Origin of the sequence: Streptomyces sp. NPDC014864 (genome assembly GCF_043081525.1) — a bacterium.
Taxonomy (GTDB): Bacteria; Actinomycetota; Actinomycetes; order Streptomycetales; family Streptomycetaceae; genus Streptomyces.
Genome location: NZ_JBIBWT010000006.1, coordinates 122,141 through 145,518 on the forward strand (window position 1 = coordinate 122,141; position 23,378 = coordinate 145,518).

General features: G+C 70.0%; 18 protein-coding genes, 2 tRNA genes and 1 pseudogene. 18 read left to right on the plus strand and 3 right to left on the minus strand.

What is annotated here, in order from left to right; all coding sequences use genetic code 11:
- Window positions 1–238 precede the first annotated feature (238 nt).
- A complete protein-coding gene (locus tag ACF1A5_RS12990; RefSeq protein WP_392193122.1) occupies window positions 239–592 on the minus strand; it encodes a UTRA domain-containing protein in 354 nt (117 codons plus the stop codon).
- Between ACF1A5_RS12990 and ACF1A5_RS12995 the strand changes: the two are divergent.
- The 3 genes and pseudogenes from ACF1A5_RS12995 to ACF1A5_RS13005 all read left to right on the plus strand — a co-directional run.
- Window positions 473–1,535 (plus strand): annotated as a pseudogene (locus ACF1A5_RS12995) (replication initiator); the annotation flags it as partial. The gene ACF1A5_RS12990 and the pseudogene ACF1A5_RS12995 sit on opposite strands and share 120 nt — an antisense overlap.
- A gap of 2 nt (window positions 1,536–1,537) precedes the next feature.
- Window positions 1,538–1,747, plus strand: coding sequence for an excisionase family DNA-binding protein (locus ACF1A5_RS13000; protein ID WP_392192899.1), 210 nt, complete (start codon window positions 1,538–1,540; stop codon window positions 1,745–1,747).
- On the plus strand, window positions 1,747–2,880 hold the full coding sequence (locus tag ACF1A5_RS13005) for a tyrosine-type recombinase/integrase (RefSeq protein WP_392192900.1): 1,134 nt from the start codon (window positions 1,747–1,749) through the stop codon (window positions 2,878–2,880). The genes ACF1A5_RS13000 and ACF1A5_RS13005 overlap by 1 nt, the downstream gene beginning before the upstream one ends.
- Before the next feature lie 66 nt (window positions 2,881–2,946).
- On the opposite strand, the gene ACF1A5_RS13010 is transcribed toward ACF1A5_RS13005, so the two are convergent.
- Window positions 2,947–3,020, minus strand: a tRNA-Gly gene (locus ACF1A5_RS13010).
- A 199-nt stretch (window positions 3,021–3,219) separates the two neighbouring features.
- Between ACF1A5_RS13010 and ACF1A5_RS13015 the strand changes: the two genes are divergently transcribed.
- The 5 genes from ACF1A5_RS13015 (at window position 3,220) to clpX (ending at window position 8,171) form a co-directional block, all read left to right on the plus strand.
- A tRNA-Pro gene (locus ACF1A5_RS13015) sits at window positions 3,220–3,296 on the plus strand.
- Window positions 3,297–3,476: 180 nt separating this feature from the next.
- Window positions 3,477–4,871 carry a trigger factor gene (gene tig, locus ACF1A5_RS13020; protein WP_392192901.1) on the plus strand — a complete coding sequence of 465 codons (1,395 nt, stop codon included), beginning with the start codon at window positions 3,477–3,479 and terminating at the stop codon, window positions 4,869–4,871.
- Between the two features lie 416 nt (window positions 4,872–5,287).
- Complete coding sequence (locus tag ACF1A5_RS13025; protein WP_189705719.1) at window positions 5,288–5,893, plus strand: ATP-dependent Clp protease proteolytic subunit; 606 nt, start codon at window positions 5,288–5,290, stop codon at window positions 5,891–5,893.
- 142 nt (window positions 5,894–6,035) lie between these two features.
- Window positions 6,036–6,716 carry an ATP-dependent Clp protease proteolytic subunit gene (locus tag ACF1A5_RS13030; RefSeq protein ID WP_356180691.1) on the plus strand — a complete coding sequence of 227 codons (681 nt, stop codon included), beginning with the start codon at window positions 6,036–6,038 and terminating at the stop codon, window positions 6,714–6,716.
- Window positions 6,717–6,884: 168 nt separating this feature from the next.
- The gene (gene clpX, locus ACF1A5_RS13035; RefSeq protein ID WP_392192902.1) at window positions 6,885–8,171 is read left to right on the plus strand and encodes an ATP-dependent Clp protease ATP-binding subunit ClpX; all 1,287 of its coding nucleotides are present in this window, start codon (window positions 6,885–6,887) and stop codon (window positions 8,169–8,171) included.
- Between the two features lie 532 nt (window positions 8,172–8,703).
- Here the strand turns inward: clpX and ACF1A5_RS13040 are convergent.
- Entirely contained in the window at window positions 8,704–9,651 is a 948-nt protein-coding gene (locus tag ACF1A5_RS13040; RefSeq protein WP_392192903.1) for a hypothetical protein, read from the minus strand.
- A 136-nt stretch (window positions 9,652–9,787) separates the two neighbouring features.
- Here ACF1A5_RS13040 and ACF1A5_RS13045 point away from each other — a divergent pair, with 136 nt between their 5' ends.
- The 10 genes from ACF1A5_RS13045 to ACF1A5_RS13090 all read left to right on the plus strand — a co-directional run bounded on the left by ACF1A5_RS13045 (window position 9,788) and on the right by ACF1A5_RS13090 (window position 23,349).
- Window positions 9,788–12,439 (plus strand): valine--tRNA ligase, encoded by a 2,652-nt coding sequence (locus tag ACF1A5_RS13045; RefSeq protein WP_392192904.1) that lies wholly within the window; start codon window positions 9,788–9,790, stop codon window positions 12,437–12,439.
- Between the two features lie 100 nt (window positions 12,440–12,539).
- The gene (locus ACF1A5_RS13050) at window positions 12,540–14,060 is read left to right on the plus strand and encodes a bifunctional folylpolyglutamate synthase/dihydrofolate synthase (protein WP_392192905.1); all 1,521 of its coding nucleotides are present in this window, start codon (window positions 12,540–12,542) and stop codon (window positions 14,058–14,060) included.
- 6 nt (window positions 14,061–14,066) lie between these two features.
- The gene (locus tag ACF1A5_RS13055; protein WP_392192906.1) at window positions 14,067–14,429 is read left to right on the plus strand and encodes a DUF4233 domain-containing protein; all 363 of its coding nucleotides are present in this window, start codon (window positions 14,067–14,069) and stop codon (window positions 14,427–14,429) included.
- A 65-nt stretch (window positions 14,430–14,494) separates the two neighbouring features.
- Window positions 14,495–14,908: a nucleoside-diphosphate kinase gene (gene ndk / locus ACF1A5_RS13060; RefSeq protein ID WP_392192907.1), complete on the plus strand. Its 414-nt coding sequence runs from the start codon at window positions 14,495–14,497 to the stop codon at window positions 14,906–14,908.
- 324 nt (window positions 14,909–15,232) lie between these two features.
- Window positions 15,233–16,252, plus strand: coding sequence for a rod shape-determining protein (locus ACF1A5_RS13065; protein WP_356180712.1), 1,020 nt, complete (start codon window positions 15,233–15,235; stop codon window positions 16,250–16,252).
- A 231-nt stretch (window positions 16,253–16,483) separates the two neighbouring features.
- On the plus strand, window positions 16,484–17,425 hold the full coding sequence (gene mreC, locus ACF1A5_RS13070) for a rod shape-determining protein MreC (RefSeq protein WP_392192908.1): 942 nt from the start codon (window positions 16,484–16,486) through the stop codon (window positions 17,423–17,425).
- A gap of 14 nt (window positions 17,426–17,439) precedes the next feature.
- Complete coding sequence (mreD, locus tag ACF1A5_RS13075) at window positions 17,440–18,114, plus strand: rod shape-determining protein MreD (protein ID WP_392192909.1); 675 nt, start codon at window positions 17,440–17,442, stop codon at window positions 18,112–18,114.
- Window positions 18,115–18,299: 185 nt separating this feature from the next.
- Window positions 18,300–20,549, plus strand: coding sequence for a penicillin-binding protein 2 (gene mrdA / locus ACF1A5_RS13080; protein WP_392192910.1), 2,250 nt, complete (start codon window positions 18,300–18,302; stop codon window positions 20,547–20,549).
- Window positions 20,546–21,745 (plus strand): rod shape-determining protein RodA, encoded by a 1,200-nt coding sequence (rodA, locus tag ACF1A5_RS13085; RefSeq protein ID WP_392192911.1) that lies wholly within the window; start codon window positions 20,546–20,548, stop codon window positions 21,743–21,745. Before mrdA ends, rodA begins: the two co-directional genes overlap by 4 nt.
- Window positions 21,746–21,849: 104 nt before the next feature.
- Complete coding sequence (locus tag ACF1A5_RS13090; RefSeq protein WP_392192912.1) at window positions 21,850–23,349, plus strand: CHAD domain-containing protein; 1,500 nt, start codon at window positions 21,850–21,852, stop codon at window positions 23,347–23,349.
- Window positions 23,350–23,378: the final 29 nt, after the last annotated feature.

Below are 23,378 nucleotides of genomic sequence, written 5' to 3' on the forward strand. Positions count from 1 at the left end.
GCTAAAGTCGCGGAGCCGACCGCCCCAGCCACGACGTGTTCTGACCTCATGCACTGTGTGCCTACCTCTTGGGCGGGAGCGGGCGGCCGGCGGTGCCGAGCGGGGCGGAGACATGAGCGCGGGCGCCGCCGGCCGCCCGCGCCCGCCCGGAGGAGCGAAGCGACGACGGGTGCTTGATGAGGTAGAGAAACCCGTAACGGGCTCCCTGGGCGATCAAGCACCCCGGCTGCTGGGCGGCCTACTGAAGGTCGTACTCCGCCGCTAGAACACGCCCTGGGCCCATGAAGTCGCGGGCGTACTCGGTGATCTGTCCGTGCTGGTCCCAGTAGTGGTTGGCCATGCTCAGTACAGCGGTGCCGGGGTCGAGGTCCAGGAGCGACGCGACGTTCTCCGGCAGCTCCTCGATCGACACAGTGTCTCGGCGCTTCACGGCTCGGCGGCCGGTGCGGTCCTCGATCAGACCGAACGAGGCAAGGACGTGCCCGCCACCGTGCGGGATCACCCCCGGGTCTTCGCCACCCTCACCGCCCCCTCGTTCGGTCCCGTGCACAACCGGCCCGACTCCGGCCGCTGCCGCTGCGGCGTCCAGCACGCCGCCGACGACCCGGCACTCGGCACAGCACTCGACCTGGAGCGGTACGACTACGCGGGCGCAGTGCTGTGGAACAACCACGCCGGGGACCTGTGGCGGCGCTTCACGATCTACCTGCGCCGGGACATCGCCGCCCGCGCCGGGCTTACCCAGGCGGCCTTGCAGGAGGCGTGCCGGGTCTCCTTCGGCAAGGTTGCCGAGTTCCAGAAGCGGGGCGCCGTGCACTTCCATGCCGTGGTCCGCCTCGACGGCCCGGACGGACCGGACACCGCGCCCCCGGCCTGGGCGAGCGTCGCCCTCCTCGATGACGCGATGCGCCGCTGCCGCTCGGGTCGCCGTGCCCGTCCCGCCCGCCGGCACTTTCGCTGGACGCGTCCTGCGCTGGGGGACCCAGGTCGACGTGCAGCCCATCGGGGCCCTCGGCCAGGAGGAGCTGACGGAACAGGCCGTGGCCTCCTACGTGGCCAAGTACGCCACCAAGGCCGCCGAGACCACGGGCACGGTGGACCGCCGGATCGGGGAGCTCTCCGAGCTGGACAAGCTGCCCGTGCCCGACCACACCCGGCGGCTCATCGAGGCGTGCTGGGTCCTGGACGACGCCTACCCGGATCGGCTGCTGGCGCGGTGGGCTCACATGCTCGGCTTCCGCGGTCACTTCTCGACCAAGTCCCGGCGCTACTCCACCACCCTCGGCGCCCTGCGCCAGGTGCGCGCCGACTACCGCGCCCGCCAGGAACGCCGCGAACGCGGCCTCTCCGAAGACCTCGACGACACGGAGGGCTCCACGCTCGTGCTCGCCCACTGGACCTACGCCGGACAGGGCCACACACCCGGCGAATCCTGGCTCGCCGCCACCATCGCCCGCAATATCCGACTGAACCGCGAGACCGCCCGCGACGCCCTGACCGAGCTGCGAGACGAAGAGACCACGGGGGAGTGGTGACCATGGAACGACTTCTCGACGTGCACCAGGTGGCCAAGCTGCTCGGTACGACTGTGCGCTTTCCCAGGCGTCTGATCGAAGAGCGGCGGATCGCCTTCGTCAAGGTCGGTCGACACGTCCGCATCCCGGAGAGTGCCGTGTCCGCCTTCATCACCGACCACACCGTCCAGCCGGTCACTACTCGTCCGGGAACGCTCAGGAGGGTTGCCTGATGCCCGCGAAACGTCGACAGTTCGGCCGCGTGCGCAAGCTTCCGTCCGGCCGCTACCACGCCCGATACGTCGGCCCCGACGGGTTGCTGCGGCCCGCTCCGGACACCTTCCGCACGAAGAGGGACGCGGACGCCTGGCTGGCCGACAAACAGACCGAGATGCGCCGTGGCGGCTGGCACGACCCGGATGCCGGGAAGGTCCCGTTCGGCTCGTACGCCGCTGCGTGGATCAAGGAACGGGAGTTGACGGGCAGGACGCGTCAGCTCTACGAATCGCTGCTGCGACTCCACCTCGCACCCACCTTCGGCGGCGTCAACGTCTCGGAAATCTCGCCTCCGCTCGTGCGACGTTGGCGCGCTGATGCCCTGGGGGCCGGCACCGGGCCGACTACGGTGGCCAAGGCGTACGCCCTGCTGCGCGCGGTCATGACGACGGCCGTGTCGGACCAGATGATCAGGCGCAACCCGTGCCAGATCAAGGGCGCCAGCACCGTGCACACCCCCGAGCGTCCGACCGCCACCGTGCAGGAGGTCTACGACCTGGCCGACGCCGTCCCGCACCGCTACCGGGCGCTGGTGCTGATGGCCGGGTTCCTCGGTCTGCGCTTCGGGGAACTGGTCGGGCTGCACCGTCGTGACGTCGACCTGGACCAGGGCACCGTGCGCGTTCGCCGTGCCGTTGCCGAACTCGACAACGGGCAGCGGCAGATCAGGGCGCCCAAGAGCGCTGCGGGCAAGCGCACGGTCTCCATTCCTGCGGCGATCGTGCCGGACATCGGGGAACACCTGGCGCGCTATGCCGAATCGGGGGCCGATGGGCGCGTCTTCATCGGAGCCAAGGGCGCGACTCCTCGACGGAACCACTTCAACCGTTTGTGGCGCAGGGCGTGCAGCGATCTCGGCATCAAGGGGCTGCATTTCCATGATCTTCGGCACACGGGAAACACGTTGGCGGCCTCGACTGGAGCCAGCACGCGCGAGCTGATGGCGCGGATGGGGCACAGCACCGCGCGGGCCGCGCTGATCTACCAGCACGCCAGTGCCGACCGTGATCGTCTGATCGCCGATGCCGTGAGCGGGCTCGTCGACAAGGGCCGACGGCGCAAGGGGCACGCGGGGGACACGCAGGACTGAACGGAGCCCAGGGAAACGCTCAGGGCCAGGCGGAGGAACTAGCCTCCGACCTGGCCCTGAGCCAGTTGGAGCGGGCGACGGGAATCGAACCCGCGTAGCCAGTTTGGAAGACTGGGGCTCTACCATTGAGCTACGCCCGCACACATCGCGCCGCGGACCAGGTGATCGCGGCACAGAAGGCATCGTAGCGGGTCGTACGGGGTCGACGCACACCCCTTCTGTGAAGGGGGGGTGCACGGGTGCGCCGGAGCGGATCGCGCGCGCCGCGATGCGCCGGGACGCTCGTGAAATGCGGCAGCCCCGCTGCCTGCGGGCATGTACCCTACGTGTCGCACCAGACGGGGTGTGGCGCAGCTTGGTAGCGCGTCCGCTTTGGGAGCGGAAGGCCGTGGGTTCAAATCCCGCCACCCCGACCACCCGCCGGCTCCGGGTCGGCGCCACCTCGCATGATCGCCTTTTGGGGCGCTGTGCGGCTGCGGTTACTATGCAAGCTGCGCGCCCGTGTCTCAGTATCTGAATCCTCCCGGGCGGCGAAATCCGCCGGACCTGTCTGGCTCCGGCAGAAACCAAGAAGTCAGCCACAAGGAGACCGAACCGTGAAGAGCGCCGTGGAGACCCTGAACCCGACCCGGGTTCGGCTCACTGTCGAGGTGCCCTTCGAGGAGCTCAAGGACAGCCTCGACGCGGCGTACAAGAAGATCAACCAGCAGGTCACGGTGAAGGGCTTCCGCAAGGGCAAGATCCCGGCCCGCGTCATCGACCAGCGGTTCGGCCGCGGTGCCGTCCTGGAGGAGGCCGTCAACGACGCGCTTCCGAAGTTCTACACCGAAGCGGTCAACGAGGCCGAGCTGAACCCGCTGGGCCAGCCCGAGGTCGACATCACCGAGCTGAAGGACGGCGAGACGCTGAACTTCACCGCCGAGGTCGACGTCCGCCCGGCCGTCGAGATCCCGGACTACTCCGGCATCGAGGTCGAGGTCGACGCCGTCGAGGTGACGGAGGAGGACGTCGAGAAGGCGGTCGAACAGCTGCGCGAGCGCTTCGCCTCGACCAGCCCGGTCGAGCGCGCCGCCGAGGACGGCGACGTCGTCACCATCGACCTGGAGGCCAAGGTCGACGGCGAGGTCCTCGAGGACGGCGTCGCCAACGGCGTCTCCTACACCATCGGCTCCGGCGAGCTGCTGGACGGCATCGACGACGCCGTGAAGGGCCTGTCCGCGGACGAGGAGGCCACCTTCACCTCCGAGCTCAAGGGCGGCTCGGCGGCCGGCAAGGAGGCCGAGGTCACCGTCAAGGTCACCCAGGTCGCCGCGCGCGAACTGCCCGAGCTGGACGACGACTTCGCGCAGCTCGCCTCCGAGTTCGACACCCTCGAGGAACTGCGCGCCGACAGCCGCAAGCGCCTGGAGAGCATGAAGCAGTACGACCAGGCCACGCAGGCCCAGGAGCGCGTCCTGGACAAGCTGCTCGAGCTGGTCGAGGTCCCGGTCCCCGAGAAGCTGCTCGAGGACGAGATCAACACCCGCAAGCACAACCTCGAGCACCACCAGCTCGGCCAGATGGGTCTCACCCTCGACAAGTACCTGGAGCTCCAGGGCAAGACCGCCGAGGAGTTCGACACCGAGACCCGCGAGGCCGCGGTCAAGGGCATCAAGACCCAGTTCGTGCTCGACGAGCTCGTCAACAAGGAGAAGCTCAACGTCAGCCAGGAGGAGCTCACCGAGCACCTCATGCGGCGCGCGGCCTCCTCCGGCATGTCCCCCGACCAGTTCGCCCAGGCGGTCGTCCAGCAGAACCAGGTTCCGCTGCTGGTCGGCGAGGTCGCCCGCGGCAAGGCCCTCGCCGTCGTGGTCGAGGCCGCGACCGTGAAGGACACCAACGGCGAGATCGTCGACCTGGAGGATGAGGACGAGGCGGAGGAGACCGCCGAGGCCGCCGAGACCGAGGCCGCCTCCGCCGAGGGCGAGGGCGAGGAGAAGGCCGAGGCCTGATCCCGCGCACCCTCCGACGCGGCCACGACGGGCCCCGGGACGCTCACCGCGCCCGGGGCCCGTCGCCGTACCGCCCTGCCGCCGCACCACCCGTCGCCGTACCGCCCTGCCGCCGTACCCACCTGCCGCCGTACCGCCCTGCCGCCGCACCCACCCGTCGCCGAGTCGCCCCGCCGGTCGTACCGGCTCATGGCCGTACCACGTACGGGATTGTCGCCGGACATGCGCTGACAGCGAACAGTCGCGGAACCGGGATGGCACCCGCCTGCCTGCGCGTTAGGGTCCATGAATACGAGGGCAGGGGAGTCCCCGAAGCCGCCCCGGACGGCGGCGAGCCGGGGTCCCACGCCCCGGCAGAACACGTGAGACGGCCCGGCGCCGTCGTAAGACGAGCAGGTGGATACGTGACGAATCTGATGCCCTCCGCCGCCGGCGAGCCTTCCATCGGTGGTGGCCTCGGCGACCAGGTCTACAACCGGCTGCTCAACGAGCGGATCATCTTCCTCGGCCAGCCGGTCGACGACGACATCGCGAACAAGATCACCGCGCAGCTGCTGCTCCTTGCCGCCGACCCGGACAAGGACATCTACCTGTACATCAACAGCCCCGGCGGCTCGATCACGGCCGGTATGGCGATCTACGACACCATGCAGTTCATCAAGAACGACGTGGTGACCATCGCCATGGGCCTCGCGGCCTCGATGGGCCAGTTCCTGCTGAGCGCGGGCACCCGCGGCAAGCGCTTCGCGCTGCCCAACGCCGAGATCCTGATCCACCAGCCCTCCGCCGGCCTGGCCGGCTCCGCCTCGGACATCAAGATCCACGCCGAGCGGCTGCTGCACACCAAGAAGCGCATGGCCGAGCTGACCGCGTTCCACACCGGCCAGTCGGTCGAGCAGATCACCCGGGACTCGGACCGCGACCGCTGGTTCGACGCCCACGAGGCCAAGGAGTACGGCCTCATCGACGACGTGATCCCCACGGCCGCCGGCATGCCGGGCGGCGGCGGCACCGGGGCCTGAGCCGCTCCCACGGGGCCCTGAGGGCCCCGTGGGCCCAGCCGCGCCAGCCGCGCCCCGCAGGGCCCTGCCGAGCCCCCTGCGGGGCCGCAGCAGCCCCAGCCCGCCCCTCAGCCGACCGCCCAGCCCCTTTCCAGGAGACACCGTGAACGACTTCCCCGGCAGCGGCCTCTACGACCGCACGCGCGCCGAGTACACCGGCCCCTCGGCCGAGTCCCGCTACGTGATCCCGCGCTTCGTGGAGCGCACCTCGCAGGGCGTCCGCGAATACGACCCGTACGCGAAGCTCTTCGAGGAGCGCGTGATCTTCCTCGGCGTCCAGATCGACGACGCCTCCGCCAACGACGTCATGGCGCAGCTGCTGTGCCTGGAGTCGATGGACCCCGACCGGGACATCTCGGTCTACATCAACAGCCCCGGTGGCTCCTTCACCGCGCTGACGGCCATCTACGACACGATGCAGTTCGTGAAGCCGGACATCCAGACGGTGTGCATGGGCCAGGCCGCCTCGGCCGCGGCCGTGCTGCTCGCCGCCGGCACCAAGGGCAAGCGCATGGCCCTGCCCAACGCCCGTGTGCTGATCCACCAGCCCTACAGTGAGACCGGCCGCGGCCAGGTCTCCGACCTGGAGATCGCCGCCAACGAGATCCTGCGGATGCGCTCGCAGCTGGAGGAGATGCTGGCCCGGCACTCCAACACGCCGCTGGAGAAGATCCGTGAGGACATCGAGCGCGACAAGATCCTCACGGCCGAGGAGGCGCTGGAGTACGGCCTCATCGACCAGATCATCTCGACCCGCAAGATGAACAACGAGAACGTGCGCTGACGCGCCGGATGTATCGTCTGCCGCCCCTTGGCCCGGTTTGACCGTGCACGTCGCAGTGAACCGCGCCAAGGGGGGCCCGAACCAGGGGCCCGGCAAGGTACCGTCGACATAAGGCAGCACCAGGAGCCGCTGGACCTAGGCGTCTCCCAGGCGAAGGGGAAGCACACCGTGGCACGCATCGGTGACGGCGGCGATCTGCTCAAGTGCTCGTTCTGCGGCAAGAGCCAGAAGCAGGTCAAGAAGCTCATCGCAGGGCCCGGTGTGTACATCTGCGACGAGTGCATCGATCTCTGCAACGAGATCATCGAGGAAGAGCTCGCGGAGACCAGCGAGGTGCGCTGGGAGGAGCTTCCCAAGCCCCGCGAGATCTACGAGTTCCTCGACGGGTATGTCGTCGGCCAGGAGGCCGCGAAGAAATCCCTGTCCGTCGCGGTGTACAACCACTACAAGCGGGTCCAGGCAGGTGAGAACGGTGGAGCGCAGGGCCGCGACGACGGCATCGAGCTCGCCAAGTCCAACATCCTGCTCCTGGGCCCCACGGGCTCGGGCAAGACACTCCTCGCCCAGACCCTCGCCCGCATGCTGAACGTGCCGTTCGCCATCGCCGACGCCACGGCGCTGACGGAGGCGGGCTACGTCGGCGAGGACGTCGAGAACATCCTGCTGAAGCTGATCCAGGCCGCCGACTACGACGTCAAGAAGGCCGAGACCGGGATCATCTACATCGACGAGATCGACAAGGTCGCGCGGAAGAGTGAAAACCCCTCGATCACGCGGGACGTGAGCGGCGAGGGCGTCCAGCAGGCCCTGCTGAAGATCCTGGAGGGGACCACGGCGTCGGTCCCGCCGCAGGGCGGCCGCAAGCACCCGCACCAGGAGTTCATCCAGATCGACACGACGAACGTGCTGTTCATCGTGGGCGGCGCCTTCGCCGGCCTGGAGAAGATCATCGAGGGCCGCGCGGGCGCCAAGGGCATCGGCTTCGGCGCGACGATCCGCTCCAAGCGGGAGCTGGAGGCCAAGGACCAGTTCGAGGACGTCATGCCCGAGGACCTGGTCAAGTTCGGCATGATCCCCGAGTTCATCGGCCGGCTGCCCGTCATCACCTCGGTCCACAACCTCGACCGCGAGGCCCTGCTCAAGATCCTGGTCGAGCCGCGCAACGCCCTGGTGAAGCAGTACCAGCGCCTGTTCGAACTCGACGGCGTGGAGCTGGACTTCGAGCGCGAGGCCCTCGAAGCCATCGCCGACCAGGCCATCCTCCGCCAGACCGGCGCCCGTGGTCTGCGCGCCATCATGGAGGAGGTGTTGATGTCGGTGATGTACGAGGTCCCCTCCCGCAAGGACGTGGCCCGCGTCGTCATCACCGCCGACGTCGTGCACTCCAACGTCAACCCGACCCTGATCCCCCGCGAGGCCCGCGGCCGCGGCCCGGGCGAGCAGAAGACGGCCTGAGGGTCTCAGCGCTGACGGGCAGGCACCCAGCGCAGGGTGCCTGCCCGTCGGCGTGTCGGACCAGAGACGATCTGATCGTGCCATCCTCCCGGCGCGAACTGGGGTTCACCCTGTCGTCGTGGTCAGATGAGTCCGACCAAGTCGGACGTGTGATCGAATATCTGGCTGTGTAAAACGGGAGGACTCAGAATGACTTTCCAGAGGGCGAGGCGCATCGCGGCCGCGGCCAGGGTGGTGGTGGCGGCAGGGGCCCTCCCGATCCTCGTGGCCTCACCGGCGAGCGCCACACAGGGCGCCTGCAGCAACTACGTGGCCAGGCATGGATACTTCGCCGGCCCGAAGGTGAAGGCGGCGTGCGGTCACGAGCATCTCCCGATCGGGGCCAGCCCTCTGTGCCTGACAGGGCTGCTCAGCATCCAGGTGGACATAGCCACCGCACAACGCGCTTGCAGGCTTGCCTGAGCCAAGCCGCCAGGACGGGACGGGGCGCCGATGGAAAATCGCTGGGCGCCCCGTTGGGTGTATCTCTGCGTCAGGCCTTGACGCGAACGTCGTTGCGGAGCTTGGCGGCCAGGGACGCCGTCTCGTCGACCGAGTCGCTCCCGCCTGTGGCCAGGGAGGCGAGGCTGAACGTCATCACGTCGGCCACGGTGCTGTGGTCGCCCCAGATGCAGATGGGCATCTTCACCGTCTTCGCTCCACCGGCGGCCGCTGAGGACGAGCTGTCGTTCGCGAACTCCGCCACCTGGCACTTCATGACGCCGTGGGTGAATCCGGACGGAGTCACCGTCTGCGGGCTGCCGATCAGCCGGCCCTTGTCCTTCTCGTCCTTCTCGGACTCCGCCTTGATCTTGGCGAACATGGCGTCCACGACGGCCTCGGGGTCGTCGATGGTGCCGTACACGCCGCTGAAGGCGAGGTTCTTGGCGGACAGGCCCGTGCCGTTCTCGTACGACGCGCTGACGTCCTTGGCGTCCTTCACGCCCCACTTCTTGAAGTCGGACAGGTCGTCGTGGCTCATCGAGTCCGGCGAACCGCTCTTGGCCGACTTCTTGTACGTCCCGTCGATCACCGTCGCCGGGGTCGTCAGCTTGTGCGGGCCGTCGTCGGCCACCGAGCCGCCGCTGGTGCCGGAGAGCAGGAAGTACGCCCCCACCGCGATCGCCGCCACGACCGCCACCGCGCCGATGATCAGGCCCGTCCTCTTGCCGCCGCCACCGGAGGCCGGGGGCTGCGGGGCGCCGTAGGGCTGCTGACCGTAGGGCGGCTGCTGGCCGTACGGGCCCGGCTGGGGCGGGACGCCCTGCGCGGGCTGCTGCGGGTAGCCGTAGCCGGGCTGCGGCTGGGCCGGAGGAGCCTGCTGGGGGTAGCCGTAACCGGGCTGGGGAGCCTGCGGCTGCTGGCCGTAGGGACCCGGCTGACCGTACGGTCCGGGCTGCTGGGGCTGCCCGCCGTACGGGCCCGGCTGGTTGTGACTCATTTCTGGGTTCCCCTCCAGATACTTATGTGTTCACGACATCCTGGCGCAGACCCCTCCGACCAGGGGTGGCGGGGTGCGGACCGTTACACAACAAACGCGTTTCGGGACGGCGTCGTGACACCTCTAAACTGACCCCGTGACCGAGAACGCTCAGCAGCAGCCACCAGCGCCCCACACCGAACTGCCGACCCAGTACGCGCCGGCCGACGTAGAGGGGCCGCTGTACGAGCGCTGGGTGGAGCGCGGTTACTTCGAGGCGGACGAGAAGAGCGACAAGCCGCCCTACACCGTCGTCATCCCCCCGCCGAACGTCACGGGCAGCCTGCACCTGGGCCACGCCTTCGAGCACACGCTCATCGACGCCCTCACCCGCCGCAAGCGCATGCAGGGGCACGAGACGCTGTGGCAGCCCGGCATGGACCACGCCGGCATCGCCACGCAGAACGTCGTCGAGCGGGAGCTCGGCAAGGAGGGCAAGTCCCGGCACGACCTGGGCCGTGAGGCGTTCGTCGAGCGCGTCTGGCAGTGGAAGGCCGAGTCCGGCGGCCAGATCAGCGGTCAGATGCGCCGCCTCGGCGACGGCGTCGCCTGGTCGCGCGAGCGCTTCACCATGGACGAGGGCCTCTCCCGGGCCGTCCAGACCATCTTCAAGCGGCTCTACGACGACGAGCTGATCTACCGCGCCGAGCGCATCATCAACTGGTGCCCGCGCTGCCTGACCGCCATCTCGGACATCGAGGTGGAGTACCAGGACGACGACGGCGAGCTGGTGTCGATGCGGTACGGCGACGGGGACGAGTCGATCGTCGTCGCCACCACCCGTGCCGAGACCATGCTCGGCGACACGGCCGTCGCCGTTCACCCCGACGACGACCGCTACCGCCACCTGGTCGGCAAGCTCATCAGGCTGCCGCTGACCGACCGCTCCATCCCGGTCGTCGCGGACGAGCACGTCGACCCGGAGTTCGGCACCGGCGCCGTCAAGGTGACCCCGGCGCACGACCCGAACGACTTCGAGATCGGCCAGCGCCACGACCTGCCGTCCCTCACCGTCATGGACGAGCACGCGGTCATCACCGCGCACGGCCCCTTCCAGGGCCTGGACCGCCTGGAGGCCCGCTCCGCCATCGTCGGCGCGCTGCGCGCCGAGGGCCGGATCGTCGCCGAGAAGCGCCCCTACGTCCACTCGGTGGGCCACTGCTCGCGCTGCAAGACCACCATCGAGCCGCGCCTGTCGATGCAGTGGTGGGTCAAGGTCGGCCCCCTTGCCAAGGCCGCCGGTGACGCGGTCCGCGAGGGCAAGGTCAAGATCCACCCGCAGGAGATGGAGAAGCGCTACTTCGACTGGGTCGACAACCTCCACGACTGGTGCATCTCGCGGCAGTTGTGGTGGGGCCACCGCATCCCGGTCTGGTACGGGCCGAACGGCGAGGTCGTCTGCGTCGGCCCCGACGACGAGGCACCCACGGGCGAGGGCTGGCGCCAGGACACCGACGTCCTCGACACCTGGTTCTCCTCCGGCCTGTGGCCGTTCTCCACGCTGGGCTGGCCCGAGCAGACCGAGTCGCTCGCGAAGTTCTACCCGAACTCCGTCCTGGTCACCGGGTACGACATCCTCTTCTTCTGGGTCGCCCGGATGATGATGTTCGGCCTGTACGCGATGGACGGCACCCCCCCGTTCCACACCATCGCCCTGCACGGCATGGTCCGCGACCAGTTCGGCAAGAAGATGTCGAAGTCCTTCGGCAACGCGGTCAACCCGCTGGACTGGATGGACAAGTACGGCTCCGACGCCCTCCGGTTCACCCTCGCCCGCGGCGCCAACCCCGGTGTCGACGTCCCGATCGGCGAGGACTGGGTCCAGGGCTCGCGCAACTTCGCCAACAAGATCTGGAACGCCACCCGCTTCGCGCTGATGAACGGCGCCACGGTGGACGGCCCGCTGCCGGATTCGGCGAGGATGTCGTCGACCGACCGCTGGATCCTGTCCCGCCTCAACTCGGTCGTCGCCGAAGTCGACGCGTTCTACGACGACTTCCAGTTCGCCAAGCTCTCCGACGCCCTCTTCCACTTCGCCTGGGACGAGGTCTTCGACTGGTACGTCGAACTGTCCAAGACCACCTTCCAGGCGGGCGGCGAGGCGGCCGAGGTCTCCAAGCGTGTCCTCGGCGAGGTCCTCGACGTCACGCTCCGGCTGCTGCACCCGGTCGTCCCGTTCGTCACGGAGACCCTCTGGACCACCCTCACGGGCGGTGAGTCGGTGGTCGTCGCCGAGTGGCCGTCCGCTGTGCTTGTTCCTGGGGCCGACGCCCCGGGCGGCTTCCGCGACACGGCGGCCGAGCGGGAGATCGAGACCCTCCAGTCGGTCATCACCGAGGTCCGCCGCTTCCGCGCCGACCAGGGTCTCCAGCCCGGCCAGCGGGTCCCGGCCCGCCTCAGCCTGGACGGCACGGCCCTGGCCCCGCACGAGGCCGCCATCCGGCAGCTGCTCCGCCTCCAGCCGGAGGGCGAGGGCTTCACCGCCACGGCGACCCTGCCGGTCGCGGGCGCCGAGGTCGCGCTGGACCTGTCCGGCACGATCGACGTGGCCGCCGAGCGCAAGCGCCTGGCCAAGGACCTCGCCGCCGCCGAGAAGGAGAAGGCGCAGGCCACGGCGAAGCTCGGCAACGAGGCGTTCCTCGCCAAGGCCCCGGAGAACGTGGTGGACAAGATCCGTACCCGCCTGGCCAAGGCCGAGGAGGACATCGCCCGCATCCAGGCACAGCTGGAGCGCCTGCCGCAGGCGTAGGACGCAGGTCCTGCACGCGCACCGTGGACGAAGGCCCCCGCAGTTCCCACTCCGGGAGCCTTCGTCCACGTCTGTCACCGGGGCTCCGTAGACTGGCCCCGTGAGCGACCTCCCCCGGCACGACGACGACGCGCAGCCCGAGCCCCTCGACTCCTTCGACGAGATCGTCTCGGCCGAGACGACCCGCGACCCCGACCTGGCGGTGATCGAGGCCGGCAGCCGCACCCTGCGCACCCAGGGCGGCCCGCCGACGGCCGAGGTGCCGGCCCGGCCCGAGGACCCCGAGGTGGACAAGGCCCTGCGCGAGGTCGAGGGGGAGCTGGCCGGCCGCTGGGGCGAGACCAAGCTGGAACCCTCCGTCAGCCGCATCGCCGCACTGATGGACGTCCTGGGCGAGCCGCAGCGGTCGTACCCGTCGGTCCACATCACCGGCACCAACGGCAAGACCTCCACCGCCCGCATGATCGAGGCCCTGCTCGGCGCCTTCGAGCTGCGCACCGGCCGGTACACCTCGCCGCACGTGCAGTCGGTCACCGAGCGGATCAGCCTGGACGGCGCCCCCATCTCCGCCGAGCGCTTCATCGAGACGTACCAGGACGTCAAGCCGTACGTGGAGATGGTCGACGCCGCGCAGGAGTACCGCCTGTCCTTCTTCGAGGTGCTCACCGGCATGGCCTACGCCGCCTTCGCGGACGCGCCCGTCGACGTGGCCGTCGTCGAGGTCGGTATGGGCGGCACCTGGGACGCCACCAACGTGATCGAGGCCGACGTGGCCGTGGTGACCCCGATCGACCTGGACCACACCGACCGCCTCGGCTCCACCCCCGGCGAGATCGCGGGTGAGAAGGCCGGGATCATCAAGCAGGGCGCCACCGTGATCATGGCGCAGCAGCCCGTGGACGCGGCCCAGGTGCTGCTGAAGAAGGCCGTCGAGGTGGACGCCACCGTGGCCCGTGAGGGGCTGGAGTTCGGCGTCGTGGCGCGGCAGGTCGCCGTCGGCGGCCAGCTGCTGACCCTGCGCGGCCTCGGCGGCGAGTACCCGGAGATCTACCTGCCGCTGCACGGCGCCCACCAGGCGCACAACGCCGCGGTGGCGCTCGCCGCGGTCGAGGCCTTCTTCGGCGTCGGCGCCCAGCGCGCCGAGCCGCTGGACGGCGAGACCGTCCGCAAGGCCTTCGCGTCCGTCGCCTCACCGGGCCGCCTGGAGATCGTGCGCCGCTCGCCCACCGTCGTCCTGGACGCCGCCCACAACCCGGCGGGGGCCCGGGTGACGGCCGAGGCGGTCGGCGAGGCGTTCGACTTCAGCCGGCTGATCGGCGTGGTCGGCGCGAGCGGTGACAAGAACGTGCGGGGCCTGCTGGAGGCCTTCGAGCCGGTCTTCGCCGAGATCGTCGTGACCCAGAACTCCAGCCACCGCGCGATGGACGCCGACGAGCTGGCCGCGATCGCCGTCGAGGTGTTCGGCGAGGACCGCGTCCAGGTCGAGCCCCGGCTGCCGGACGCGCTGGAGGCCGCCATCACGCTCGCCGAGGAGGAGGGCGAGTTCGCGGGCGGCGGTGTGCTGGTCACCGGTTCCGTCATCACCGTGGGTGAGGCCCGACTGCTCCTCGGGAGGGGCTGACATCTCGTGCGTACGCTCTGTTCCTCGACCCTGATCGGCGAGTTCTTCGTCATCGGCTTCGCCGCGCTGGTCGCGATGAAGGACCCGGACCTGGCCACCGCGACGGTGTGGACCGTCAGTGGCGTCGCCATGCTGCTGAGCGTCCTGCTGTGCGGGGTGGTGACCCGCCCCGGCGGCGTGTACCTCGGCTGGGCCCTGCAGCTCGCCCTGATCGCCTCCGGCGTCGTGGTGCCGATGATGTACTTCCTGGGCGTGGTCTTCGCGGCGCTGTGGTGGGCCTCGGTGCACTTCGGCCGGAAGGTCGACGCGGCCAAGGCGAGATTCGCCGCCCAGGCCGGGGCCGGCTCCTCCGAGGCTGACGCTGCGTAACAGGGCCGAGGACACGCCCTGTAACCTCGTCCCACCGCACCCTTGTCAGGAGAAGGAGTCTCCCCGTGACCCAGCGCACCCTCGTCCTCCTCAAGCCCGACGCCGTCCGTCGTGGCCTGACCGGCGAGATCATCAGCCGTATCGAGCGCAAGGCCGGCTGGCAGATCACCGCGCTGGAACTGCGCACCCTGGAGCAGGACACCCTGGAGCAGCACTACGGCGAGCACCGGGGCAAGCCCTTCTACGAGCCCTTGGTGGAGTTCATGTCCTCCGGCCCGGTCGTGGCCATGATCGTCGAGGGTGAGCGGGTGATCGAGGGCGTGCGCGCCCTGGCCGGCCCGACCGACCCGATCGCCGCCGCGCCCGGCTCGATCCGCGGCGACTACGGCGTGATCGTCCGGGAGAACCTGATCCACGCCTCCGACTCCGAGGAGTCCGCCGCGCGCGAGGTGAAGATCTTCTTTCCCGGCCGGGCCTGAGTCTCCTCGCCCCACCTCCGCACGGCTGACGCGAATGTCTTCTGACGCCGCGTCAGCCTGGCGACCCGCCTGACCTGGGACGGCCGGAAGAAAACGGCCGCCCCGGGGCATATCCGCGCCGATCGGGGGAACGCGTGCCCCCGATGGCCCGTCTCCGGAAGCGAGCAGGTGCGCCATCTGCTGACAATGGCGGAGACCCTCGCGCAGTGTTCGTGCAGGCGCGTCTACGATGGAAGCCTTCACGTCACAGCACCCACCTCGCCGTACCTGAAATGCCCTCAAAAGCTCCCAGGGAAGGCCAGACGAATCCTGATGGGGAACTCAATGTCGTTCATCGGCCGTGACATGGCTGTCGACCTCGGGACCGCCAACACGCTGGTGTACGTCAGGGGTCGCGGGATCGTACTCAACGAGCCGTCCGTCGTCGCGATCAACACGAACACCGGTGGAATTCTCGCGGTCGGCGCCGAAGCCAAGAAGATGATCGGCCGCACGCCCGGCAACATCGTCGCCGTCCGCCCGCTGAAGGACGGCGTGATCGCCGACTTCGAGATCACCGAGCGGATGCTCCGCTACTTCATCCTGAAGATCCACAAGCGGCGGTATCTGGCCCGGCCGCGGGTCGTCGTCTGTGTGCCCTCCGGCATCACGGGCGTCGAGCGCCGTGCCGTCATCGAGGCGTCGTCCCAGGCCGGCGCCCGCCAGGTGCACATCATCGAGGAGCCCATGGCCGCGGCCATCGGCTCCGGCCTGCCGGTCCACGAGGCCACGGGCAACATGGTGGTGGACATCGGCGGCGGCACCACGGAGGTCGCGGTCATCTCGCTCGGCGGCATCGTCACCGCCCAGTCCATCCGCGTCGCCGGCGACGAACTGGACAACGCGATCATCCAGCACGTCAAGAAGGAGTACTCGCTCCTGCTGGGTGAGCGCACGGCCGAACAGATCAAGATCACGGTCGGTTCGGCGTACGAACTCGACACTGACGAGCACACCGAAATCCGCGGCCGGGACCTCGTCTCCGGGCTGCCGAAGACCGTCGTCATCTCGGCCGCCGAGGTCCGCAAGGCGATCGAGGAGCCGGTCAACGCGATCGTGGACGCGGTCAAGACGACCCTCGACAAGTGCCCGCCGGAGCTGTCCGGCGACATCATGGACCGCGGAATCGTTCTGACAGGCGGCGGAGCGCTGCTGCGCGGTCTGGACGAGCGGCTGCGCCGGGAGACCGGTATGCCGATCCACATCGCCGAGGACCCGCTGGACAGCGTGGCGCTCGGATCCGGCAAGTGCGTCGAGGAGTTCGAGGCGCTCCAGCAGGTCCTGGACGCCCAGCCGCGCAGATGACACAACACTTCGATTCCGCCGTGCGAGATGTTCTCCTCTCGTGCGGCGGATCGTTGATATAGAGGCATAACATCCCCCAAACGGGCTCCGTGGGCCGGTGTTTTCGGCATTGCCGGCCCGACCGGCGTTCTCCGGGCCATTCGGGTCATGCGGGTTGTCCGGGTCGTTCACGTCGTCCGGGTCGTCTGGGGGCAATTCCCGATTCCTATGAGGAAGGCACGGCCGCCGCACGTGAGGGACACGAAAGAGAGCCGGCTGCTCCTGGTACTGCTGATCGCCATCGCGTTCGCGTTGATCACGGTGGACATCCGCGGGGGGCAGAACTCCCCCGTGGACGGCGCACGGCAGGCCGCCGCCACCGTCTTCGGCCCGATCGAGAACGGCGTGTCGGCCGCGGTGAACCCGGTCGGCAACGCGGTCTCCGCGGTCCGCGACTCCGGTGAACGGCACGACCGGCTCGCCGCCCTGGAGAAGGAGAACGCCGCCCTCAAGGCCCGGCTCGGCAGCGACGACCGCAGCCGCAGCCGCCTCAAGCAGCTCGACAAGATGCTGAAGGTGGCGGGCCAGGGCCAGTACGGCATCAAGGGCGCCGAGGTCATCGCCATAGGAGCCGCCCAGGGCTTCTCCTGGACCATCACCATCGACGCCGGCGCCAACGACGGCATCAAGCGGGACATGACCGTCCTCAACGGCGACGGCCTGGTCGGCCGCGTTACCACCGTCGGCCCCGACTCCGCCACCGTACTGCTTGCCAACGACCCCGACTTCACCGTCGGCACCCGCATGGAGAGCAGCGACGAACTCGGCTTCGCCTCCGGGCAGGGCGACCGCCCGCTGCGCGTGCAGCTGCTCAACGGCAAGGCCGACGTGAAGAGGGGCGACCGCGTGGTCACCTTCGGCTCGCAGGCCGACCGGCCCTTCGTGCCCGGCGTGCCGGTCGGCGTCGTCTCCCGCGTCGACCCCTCCGGCGGCGACCTGACCCGCACCGTCTACGTCACCCCGTACGTCGGCTTCACCAAGCTGGACCTCGTGGGAGTGGTCGTCGAGGCCCCGAAGAAGGACCCGCGCGACGAGGTCCTGCCGCCGAAGCCCAAGCCGACCCCGACGCCGACCGTGACCGTGACGGCCACCCCGTCCGCCGACGCGACCGCCACCGACCAGCCGCAGCAGTAGGAGCTCGAAGTCCCATGCGTCTCAACCGGATCCTGCTCTCCAGCGCTCTGGTCGTCGTCGCCCTGGTCGTCCAGGTGAGCGTGCTGTCCCGGCTGCACCTGCCGGGCGCCGTGCCCGATCTGCTGCTGCTCACCGTCCTGGGCCTGGCCATGGTCTACGGCCATGTCGGCGGCGCCCTCGTCGGCTTCGGCGCGGGGCTGCTCGCCGACCTCGCCCCGCCCGCCGACCACGCCGCCGGCCGCTACGCCCTGGTCCTGTGCGTCATCGGCTACTGCGCCGGGCTCATCAAGCCGGAGACCGGGCAGGTCAAGTCGGCCAGCGGCCCCATGGCCGTGGTGGTCGCCGCCGCGATCGGCTCCACCCTGCTGTACGCCGGTGTCGGCGCCCTCGTCGGCGACACCGCAGCCCGCCATGTCGGCCTGGCCGGTCTGCTGTTCACGGCCGCCCTGTACGACCTGCTGCTCGCGCCCTTCGTGGTCCCCGGCATCATGGCGCTGGCCCGCCGCGCGGAGAACGACCCGCTCGCCGAGACCACCGGCGCGGCCGGCAAGGCCACCGACATCTCCGCCGGCTGGCTCTCCGCCGGCACCGGCCTGCGCATCGGCGGCCAGCGCAACGGCCTGCGGGTCAAGGTGGCCCGCGCCCGCACCGCCCGGGCCGGCCGCATCAAGGGGGTCAAGCGGCTGTGAATCCACGGCAGTCGGCCGCAGCCGGCCGCACGGCTCCGCCGTGTCCGGCCGATGCGGCCGCGACAGGTACGACCACGACCCGCACACCCACGCACCACCGCGCGCACCCGGAAAGGGGGAGGCAGCCGCAGTGACCGACGCCCACCCGTCTCCCACCACCACCCTTGAAGGAATGGGCGTGGCCCATGACTAACATTCCGGAGACCGGACGGACCCCACGGGTCCAGACCCGGCTCGTCGTCGTCCAGATCCTCGTCCTCTCCCTGCTCGGCACCCTCGGCGGCCGCCTGTGGTTCCTGCAGATCCGCAACGGCGCCGAGTACCAGAAGGAGGCGTCCGGCAACCACGTCCAGCAGGTCGTCCAGCCCGCCGTACGCGGCTCGATCCTGGACGCCCGCGGGGTCCCGATCGCCGACAACGAGACCCGCCTGGTGGTCTCCGCCTCCCGCACCGACCTGCTGAAGCAGAAGGACGACGGCAAGGCGGTCCTCGCCAAGCTCGGCGGCGTCCTCGGCATGGACCCCAAGGAGGTCGAGCAGAAGGTCCGGCTGTGCGACGCCCAGACCCCGCAGCCGTGCTGGAACGGCTCTCCGTACCAGCCCATCCCCATCACCGACGAGGCCACCCCGAAGCAGGCCCTGCAGATCCGCGAGCGCGCCGAGGACTTCCCCGGCATCACCGCCGAGCCGGAGGCCGTGCGCCGCTACCCCGCGCCCGGCAAGTCCAACACCTCCCAGGTGCTCGGCTACCTCTCGCCGGTCACCGACGGCGAGATCCAGCAGGCCAAGGACACCGACTCGCCCTACCTGCGCTCCGACATGGTCGGTCGCTCCGGTCTTGAACGCCAGTACGACAAGGAGCTGCGCGGCAAGGCCGGCGTCACCCGCTACGAGGTGGACAACCTCGGCCGGGTCATCGGCAAGGCCCGGTCCGACGCCGCCGAGCCCGGTTCCAACCTCGTCACCTCCATCGACTCCCGCGTCCAGCGGGTCGCCGAGTACCAGCTGGACAACGCGATGAAGGTCGCCCGGCAGCAGTTCGACAAGATCACCGGGGAGAACTACAAGGCCGACTCCGGCGCCGTCGTGGTGATGGAGGCCAAGACCGGCCGCATCGTCGCCATGGCCTCCAACCCGACGTACGACCCGAACGTCTGGGTCGGCGGCATCTCCGCCAAGGACTACAAGGCGCTGACCGGCAAGAACTCCGACTACCCGCTGCTGAACAGGGCCATACAGGGCCAGGCGGCGCCCGGCTCGACGTTCAAGGTCGTCTCCACGGCCGCCGCCGTCCAGGCCGGCTACGTCTGGGACGGCAACTATCCGTGCACCAGCTCGTACTCGGTCGGCGGCCAGGTCTTCAAGAACTTCGAGGGGGAGAACTTCGGCCCGATCTCGCTCGGCCGGGCGCTGGAGGTCTCCTGCGACACCGTCTTCTACGGCCTCGCGGACCGCGAGTGGAAGAGGGACGGCGGCATCAACCCGAAGAAGGGCCAGCCCAAGGACTACTTCTTCAAGACCGCCCACCAGTTCGGCCTCGGCAAGGAGACCGGCATCGACCTGCCCAACGAGGTCACCGGTCGCGTCCCCGACCGCCAGTGGAAGCTGAACTACTGGAAGGCCAACAAGGACGCCTGGTGCAAGAGCGGCAAGAAGGACGGCTCGTACGTGGAGAAGATCGCGTACGAGAACTGCCTCGAGGGCAACAAGATGCGCGAGGGTGACGAGATCAACTACTCCATCGGCCAGGGCGACACCCTCGTCACGCCGATCCAGGAGGCCGTGATCTACGGCGCCGTCGCCAACGGCGGCACCATGTACCAGCCGACCATCGGCAAGGCGGTCATCAGCGCCGACGGCAAGACCGTCCAGGAGATCAAGCCGAAGAAGAAGGGCAGGCTGCCGGTCAGCCAGGCCACCCTCAAGGGCATGAACGACGCCTTCGCCGGCGTCATCACCCGCGGTACCGCCGCCTGGAAGTTCGGCGGCTGGCCGCAGGACAAGATCGCCCTGCACGCCAAGACCGGTACCGCCGAGGTCTACGGCAAGCAGACCACGTCCTGGCTGGCCACGTACTCCAAGGACTACACGGTCATCATGACCATCGCCCAGGCCGGTACGGGTTCCGGCGCCTCCGGTGAGGCCGTCCGCAACATCTACAGCGCCCTGTACGGCGTCCAGGACGACGGCTCGATCGACAACAAGAAGGCCCTGCTGCCCAGCCCGGAGAAGAGCCTGCCGAAGATCCAGCCCGACGGCTCGATCAAGGCGCCCAAGGTCTCCAAGGACCCGGCGGAGGACCAGCAGGCCACCAAGCAGGACGACACCGCCCCGGACGGCGGGCAGACGCCGGCGACCAGCCCTTCGCCCACCACGGGCAACCGCGACACCCGCAGGCGACCGCGGAAGAGGGGAAGCCGGAGGATCCTCACATGACCGGCGTGAACAGCTTCTCCGTCTCCGGATACGGCCCCGAGCGGGCCGGGTGGACACGGGTCTTCGCCCGCGACTCGATGGCCCGCCGGCTCGACTGGCCGATGCTGCTGTCGGCGCTCGCGCTGTCGGCGATCGGCTCGGCCCTGGTCTTCTCGGCCACCCGCAACCGGACCGAGATCAACCAGGGAGACCCGTACTACTTCCTGCTCCGGCACCTGATGAACACCGGCATCGGGCTCGCCCTGATGATCGGCACGGTCTGGCTCGGCCACCGCGCCCTGCGCAACGCCGTGCCGATCCTCTACGGCCTGTCGCTCTTCGGCATCCTGCTGGTGCTCACCCCGCTCGGCTCCACCGTCAACGGCGCGCACTCGTGGATCGTGTTCGGCGGCGGCTTCTCGCTCCAGCCCTCGGAGTTCGTGAAGATCACGATCATCCTGGGCATGGCGATGCTGCTCGCCGCCCGGGTCGACGCGGGCGACAAGCCGTACCCCGACCACCGCACGGTCGTGCAGGCGCTGGGCCTGGCCGCGGTGCCGGTCCTGATCGTGCTGCTCATGCCCGACCTCGGGTCGGTCATGGTCATGGTCATCATCATCCTCGGCGTGCTCCTCGCCTCCGGCGCCTCCAACCGCTGGGTCTTCGGGCTCATCGCCGCGGGCGCGACCGGCGCTATCGCGGTCTGGCAGCTGCACGTCCTGGACGAGTACCAGATCGCCCGCTTCGCGGCCTTCGCCAACCCCGACCTCGACCCGGCGGGCGTCGGCTACAACACCAACCAGGCACGCATCGCCATCGGCTCCGGCGGCCTCACCGGCGCGGGCCTGTTCCACGGCTCGCAGACCACCGGCCAGTTCGTGCCCGAGCAGCAGACCGACTTCGTCTTCACGGTCGCGGGTGAGGAACTGGGCTTCCTCGGTGCCGGTCTGATCATCGTCCTGCTCGGCGTGGTGCTGTGGCGGGCCTGCCGCATCGCCCGCGAGACCACCGAGCTGTACAGCACGATCGTCGCCGCCGGAATCGTCGCCTGGTTCGCCTTCCAGTCCTTCGAGAACATCGGCATGACCCTCGGCATCATGCCGGTCACCGGTCTGCCGCTGCCGTTCGTCTCCTACGGCGGCTCGTCGATGTTCGCGGTGTGGGTGGCGGTCGGGCTGCTCCAGTCGATCCGGGTGAAGCGGCCCATGTCGGCGTGAGCCCGCGGGCCGGACGAGCCGCACCCTCCAGGGGCACTGGGGAGCGGGGCAGTGGGCCGCGGGGCCCACTGCCCCGATCGCCGCGCTGCGACTAGATTCGGTTCATGGCGGACACCAAGCGCGAGATCGAGCGGAAGTACGAATCCGACGAGAGCGGTCTGCCGGACCTGACCGGCGTCGGCGGCGTCGCGGCCGTCCTCGACAAGGGCGTCGCCGAACTGGACGCCGTCTACTACGACACCGCCGACGAGCGCCTCGCCGCCGACGGTCTCACCCTGCGCCGCCGCACCGGCGGCTCGGACGCGGGCTGGCACCTGAAGTTCCCGGTCGCCCCCGGCGTGCGCGACGAGATCCGCGCGCCCCTGTCCGACACCGTGCCGGACACCCTCGCCGGGCTCCTCCGCTCCCGCGTGCGCGGCGCCGAACTGCTGCCCCTGGTCCGGCTCCGCTCCCAGCGCGACGTCCGCCACCTCGTCGACGCGGACGGCACCCTCCTCGCCGAGGCCAGCACCGACGCCGTACGCGCCGACCGGCTGACCGGCGACCGCGGCTCGGCCCAGTGGACCGAGATCGAGGTGGAACTCGCCGACGGCGGCGACCCCCGCTTCCTCGACCGGGTGGAGAAACGGTTGCGCAAGGCGGGCGTACGGCCCTCCGCGTCCCCCTCCAAACTCGCCCGCGCCCTCGCCGAGACCGCCCCGGACCGGCGCCCGGCACCCGAGGAGGCCGCGTCCGTCACCGCCGGCGACCACGTCCTCGCCTACCTGCGCGCCCAACGCGACGCCGTCGTCGCGCTCGACCCGGCCGTGCGCCGGGACGTCCCCGACTCGGTGCACCGGATGCGGGTCGCCACCCGCCGGATGCGCAGCGCCTTCCGCAGCTACGGCAAGATCCTCGACCGCACGGTCACCGACCCGCTCGGCGCGGAGCTGAAGTGGCTCGCCGGCGAGCTCGGCCTCGACCGCGACCAGGAGGTCCTGACCGAACGCCTCACCGCCGACCTCGACGCCCTCCCCGCCGAACTGGTCTCCGGACCCGTGCGCGACCGACTCACCGCCTGGTCGCGGGAGCGGCGCGGCGGCTCGCGCCGCCGGCTCCTCGCCGTCCTGGACGGCCCGAGACATCTGGCCCTGCTCGACGCGCTGGACGCGGTGCTCGCGGACCCGCCGCTGCGTCCGGCGGCCGCCGGCAAGCCGTCCAAGGCGATCGCCGCAGCCGTACGCAAGGACTTCGCCACCCTCGCCCGGCTGCTCGACCACGCCCTGGAGCTGCCGCCCGGCGACGAGCGCGACGTCGCCCTGCACGAGGCACGCAAGAAGGCCAAGCGCGCGCGGTACGCGGCGGAGGCGGCCCTGCCCGCGCTCGGCGACCCGGCCGCCGCCCTGGAGCGCTCCGCCAGGACCCTCCAGGGCCTGCTCGGCGACCACCAGGACGGCGTCATGGCCCGCCTCGCCCTGCGGGAGCTCGCCGCCCGGGCGGAAGCGGCGGGGGAGAGCGCCTTCACCTACGGACTGCTGTACGGACGGGAGGAGCGGCGGGCGGCGGACGTGGAGGCGGAGCTGCCCCGGGCCCGGCGGACGCTCGGCGCGGGGACGGCCGGCTGAGCGTACGGGGCAGCCCTCCGACCGGGTTA

What these genes read in the sequence shown, in the direction of transcription:
- ACF1A5_RS13000 (WP_392192899.1), top strand. Translation starts at nt 1,538, where the DNA reads ATGGAACGACTTCTCGACGTGCACCAGGTGGCCAAGCTGCTCGGTACG.
- ACF1A5_RS13005 (WP_392192900.1), top strand. Translation starts at nt 1,747, where the DNA reads ATGCCCGCGAAACGTCGACAGTTCGGCCGCGTGCGCAAGCTTCCGTCC.
- ACF1A5_RS13025 (WP_189705719.1), top strand. Translation starts at nt 5,288, where the DNA reads ATGCCCTCCGCCGCCGGCGAGCCTTCCATCGGTGGTGGCCTCGGCGAC.
- ACF1A5_RS13040 (WP_392192903.1), bottom strand. Translation starts at nt 9,651, where the DNA reads ATGAGTCACAACCAGCCGGGCCCGTACGGCGGGCAGCCCCAGCAGCCC.
- ACF1A5_RS13065 (WP_356180712.1), top strand. Translation starts at nt 15,233, where the DNA reads ATGTCGTTCATCGGCCGTGACATGGCTGTCGACCTCGGGACCGCCAAC.
- mreD (WP_392192909.1), top strand. Translation starts at nt 17,440, where the DNA reads ATGCGTCTCAACCGGATCCTGCTCTCCAGCGCTCTGGTCGTCGTCGCC.
- mrdA (WP_392192910.1), top strand. Translation starts at nt 18,300, where the DNA reads ATGACTAACATTCCGGAGACCGGACGGACCCCACGGGTCCAGACCCGG.
- rodA (WP_392192911.1), top strand. Translation starts at nt 20,546, where the DNA reads ATGACCGGCGTGAACAGCTTCTCCGTCTCCGGATACGGCCCCGAGCGG.
- ACF1A5_RS13090 (WP_392192912.1), top strand. Translation starts at nt 21,850, where the DNA reads ATGGCGGACACCAAGCGCGAGATCGAGCGGAAGTACGAATCCGACGAG.